We start from the raw sequence: 3,270 nt of genomic DNA, 5'->3' as shown, positions 1-3,270 counted from the left end.
GTCTAAGGGAGACCCCACAGGCGCAAAGGCGCCGAGGAGGCTCCCTGACCGCCCGCGGAAAGCGAGTGCCTGGAGTGGAAATCAACGTTCGAATTTTTACAACCCCTCAAAAAAACTGTAGACAAACTCGATTTTCATCGAGTTTGTCTACAGTCTGAAAGGCTGATTCCAATTGGAATCAGCCTTTTGTTATTCTTTGTCTTTTTTCTCAGTTTTATCACCTGATTCCGCTTTTGTTGCCTTTTCAGCTGCTTTTGTTACAGCTTGGTCCAATCTTTCTTGGATCTTCGCTTGAACTAAAGGACTATCCATAGTTTCTATGATAACTTCTTTATAAATGGTCCGCATGTCTTTAGTCTTCAATAACTTATTCATTTCTTTTTCCAAATCTGGGTCTTTTAAAATTTCAATAAGCATTCCGCGATACTGAGGGTCATTGGTTAATTCTTTCAATACCTTTTTGTGTTCGTCTTTTAAAGCTTTAGCATAGGCAGAGGTAAATTCAGGATCTTTAAAGGCCTTTTTCCAAAATTCCTTCCCTTTATCTGAAGTGACCGTATCTTCAATGGATTTCTTAATGATCTCTGAGTCCATAATAAGTTCAGTTTTTGTTTTCTCATCAGAAATGATATCCTGGATGGCTTTTTTTCCATCGTCTGTTTTTAAAATATCGACGACCATTTTCTTTGTCTCTTCATACTCATTTTTATCTGCGCTTGCTCCATTCTGCGCACAACCGGAACAAACGAGTAAGAATGACATGAAAAGCAAAGCAACTCCCACTCTCATACGCAGGGCCCCTTTCATCCTTCTTATTGTTAATATGGTTCCAATCGACGATATTATTCCCTTGTAGAATAAGTGGATTTTTCCAAATTTGGTTGGTACAATTAAGGAAATGAAATAGAAATGTATGGAGGAAAACGATGAACAGCCGTAATTTAGTTAAATTGTTTTTAACAACATTGCTTATCGGTGGTGTAACGGGCGGAGTTGTAGGGTTCTTAGCTCGTTGGAGTGAGTTTAAGCCTTATTTTTCTTCTTTTGAAATCAGTGCCATTCTTTCAACGTTTTTATGGTTATTCGGTGTCGGATTAATTTTTAGTGTCATAAGCCAAGCTGGTTTTTTTGCCTATTTAACGATACATCGTTTCGGTCTAGGGATATTTAAAAGTGCTTCCTTATGGAATGCAGTACAACTCGTACTTATTCTTTTCGTTGTATTTGATCTAGTCTATTTACGATATCTTAATTTTGGTTCAGGTGAGGGGATTAGTTCCTACATTGTGTTAGCTTTGGTTGTATTAGCCGCAGCGTTGATTACGGCCTATTTTAAAATGAAACAAACAAATAAACAGTCATTTATTCCGGCGATGTTTTTTATGGTTGTGGCCACAGTATTAGAGTGGATACCTGTACTAAGTTCTAATGATGAAGGCTGGCTCTACTTCATGCTGTTTCCATTACTAGTATGCAATGCTTATCAATTATTGGTTTTAAGCAAATTAATCGATCGTTCACAAAAAGAATTAGCCAGTAAAAAAACACGGATGCAAACTAAAGCAAAGGGAAAGAAATTAAAAGCAGGAGAATTAGGGAAGTAGGTAAAAGTGGCTAACCTTATTGGAAAGCGGAATACATAAGAAATTCTACATATAGAAAACTGCGTACTAAAGGTTAAGCATGACCCTTAGTACGCAGTTTTTTGTGTTTTTGTGTTCTAGTAAATGATGTTACCGGATTTCTTCACTGCTTGCTGATGAATTAGAGATCATCTCAGAAACGTTTACGAAGTTTAAATTTTTGGAGCGAAGTTCATCTATTAGTTCAGGCAATGCTTTATTAGTTTGTTTTGCTGAGTCTGAAGCGTGTAATAAGATGATATCGCCCTTTTGAGCCTTGTTAACGTTATGAACAATTCGATCAACGCCTGGGTTAGTCCAATCCTTTGAATCGATACTCCAATGAACCACAGTATAGCCGAATTTTTCACTGATTTTCAGGAGGCGCTTATCAAAGTGTCCGGTGGGCGCACGTAAAAGCTCGATATTTTTAACATTTAGTTTTTTAAAAGCTTCCTGTGCTTTTGAAATATCACGGATGATTTCTTGGTCTTCCAGATCGGAATAATCTTTGTAATCGTATCCGAGCATTCCGATTTCATAGCCTTCTTTTTCAATTTCATCCACTATGTCAGGGTGACGTTCTGCCCAAGATCCGGAAAGGAAGAAGGTAGCGGATTTAATCTTTTCTTTTTTCAATGTCTCTAAAATCGGGGCTGCTTTTTCATCGCCCCAGCCAATATTGAATGTGATGGCTACATTCTTTTCCCCTTTATAAACCGCTTTTGGTCCATCTTCGGTAGAAAAAACAGGTGAATGAAGAATGTTTTGTACAAAAAGGAACCAAGCGGTAAAAAGTGCCGTAAGTAAAATTAACGAATAATGTTTGATGTTCTTTGCCTGGAGCACCATGAAAAATTTCATTAATCCATCCCCTTGTCCAAAAGCTCTTGTTTTCATATTTATGCAGAGGCTGTTCCGTTATGCAGAAAAATCAATATAAAAATTCATAAAATTAAGATGAATGGGGAAAAATGACTGATGGAGGTGTGAGTTATGCTTGGCTTATTGATTAATGAAAAAGAAAAGAAGGAATTAGAGTACCTCTTAAAAAGAGAGATGGATGAAATATTATTTGATTTACAAGATGATAGAATCGATTGCATAGTTAAAAGAGCTATAAATGAAAAATATAATATCCTTTTCAGGTTGTTTAAAAGGCTAGGTACAGAAAAGGAATGCCTTATTTATATGAGAGTAAAAACAAACTTTAATGAGAAGAATTAGTCCTGATTTTTAAAAGTGAATTAAATTTAAAAAATCTATTGACTATTAATTTATACGCTGGTATATTATAAAAGTTGCTGCAAGATAATAGCTTTTAAAAAAAGAACAAAAAACTTTTTAAAAAAAGTTATTGACGAAGTAGAGATAAGATGTTAAGATATTAAATGTCGCTAAGAGATAAAGCGAAACAAATTGCTCTTTGAAAACTGAACAAAACAAAGCGCCAACGTTAATTTTTAAGTGAGCACACACTATCAAAAAAGCAAAATGAGCAAGTCAAACATTTCTTCGGAGAGTTTGATCCTGGCTCAGGACGAACGCTGGCGGCGTGCCTAATACATGCAAGTCGAGCGAATCGATGGGAGCTTGCTCCCTGAGATTAGCGGCGGACGGGTGAGTAACACGTGGGCAACCTGCCTAT

The 3,270-nt window shown here is 36.6% G+C and carries 4 protein-coding genes and 1 rRNA gene; 3 read left to right on the top strand and 2 right to left on the bottom strand.

Annotated features, from left to right (window positions below; translation table 11 throughout):
* Positions 1-189 precede the first annotated feature (189 nt).
* Positions 190-789, bottom strand: a complete 600-nt coding sequence (gene gerD, locus AC1DUW_RS24210) for a spore germination lipoprotein GerD (protein ID WP_053349028.1) — start codon at positions 787-789, stop codon at positions 190-192.
* Positions 790-926: 137 nt separating this feature from the next.
* Between gerD and AC1DUW_RS24205 the strand changes: the two genes are divergently transcribed.
* Positions 927-1,604, top strand: a complete 678-nt coding sequence (locus tag AC1DUW_RS24205) for a KinB-signaling pathway activation protein (RefSeq protein WP_053349027.1) — start codon at positions 927-929, stop codon at positions 1,602-1,604.
* A 129-nt stretch (positions 1,605-1,733) separates the two neighbouring features.
* On the opposite strand, the gene pdaB is transcribed toward AC1DUW_RS24205, so the two are convergent.
* Entirely contained in the window at positions 1,734-2,486 is a 753-nt protein-coding gene (gene pdaB / locus AC1DUW_RS24200) for a polysaccharide deacetylase family sporulation protein PdaB (protein WP_053349026.1), read from the bottom strand.
* A gap of 132 nt (positions 2,487-2,618) precedes the next feature.
* Between pdaB and AC1DUW_RS24195 the strand changes: the two genes are divergently transcribed.
* A complete protein-coding gene (locus AC1DUW_RS24195) occupies positions 2,619-2,849 on the top strand; it encodes a hypothetical protein (protein ID WP_053349025.1) in 231 nt (76 codons plus the stop codon).
* A gap of 285 nt (positions 2,850-3,134) precedes the next feature.
* Positions 3,135-3,270 (top strand): 16S ribosomal RNA (locus AC1DUW_RS24190); the annotation flags it as partial.

The sequence above is a fragment of the Peribacillus sp. P4_C12 genome (assembly GCF_056402095.1).
The sequence above is the reverse complement of the archived record's forward strand: the minus strand, read 5'-3'. Positions and strand labels throughout refer to the sequence as shown.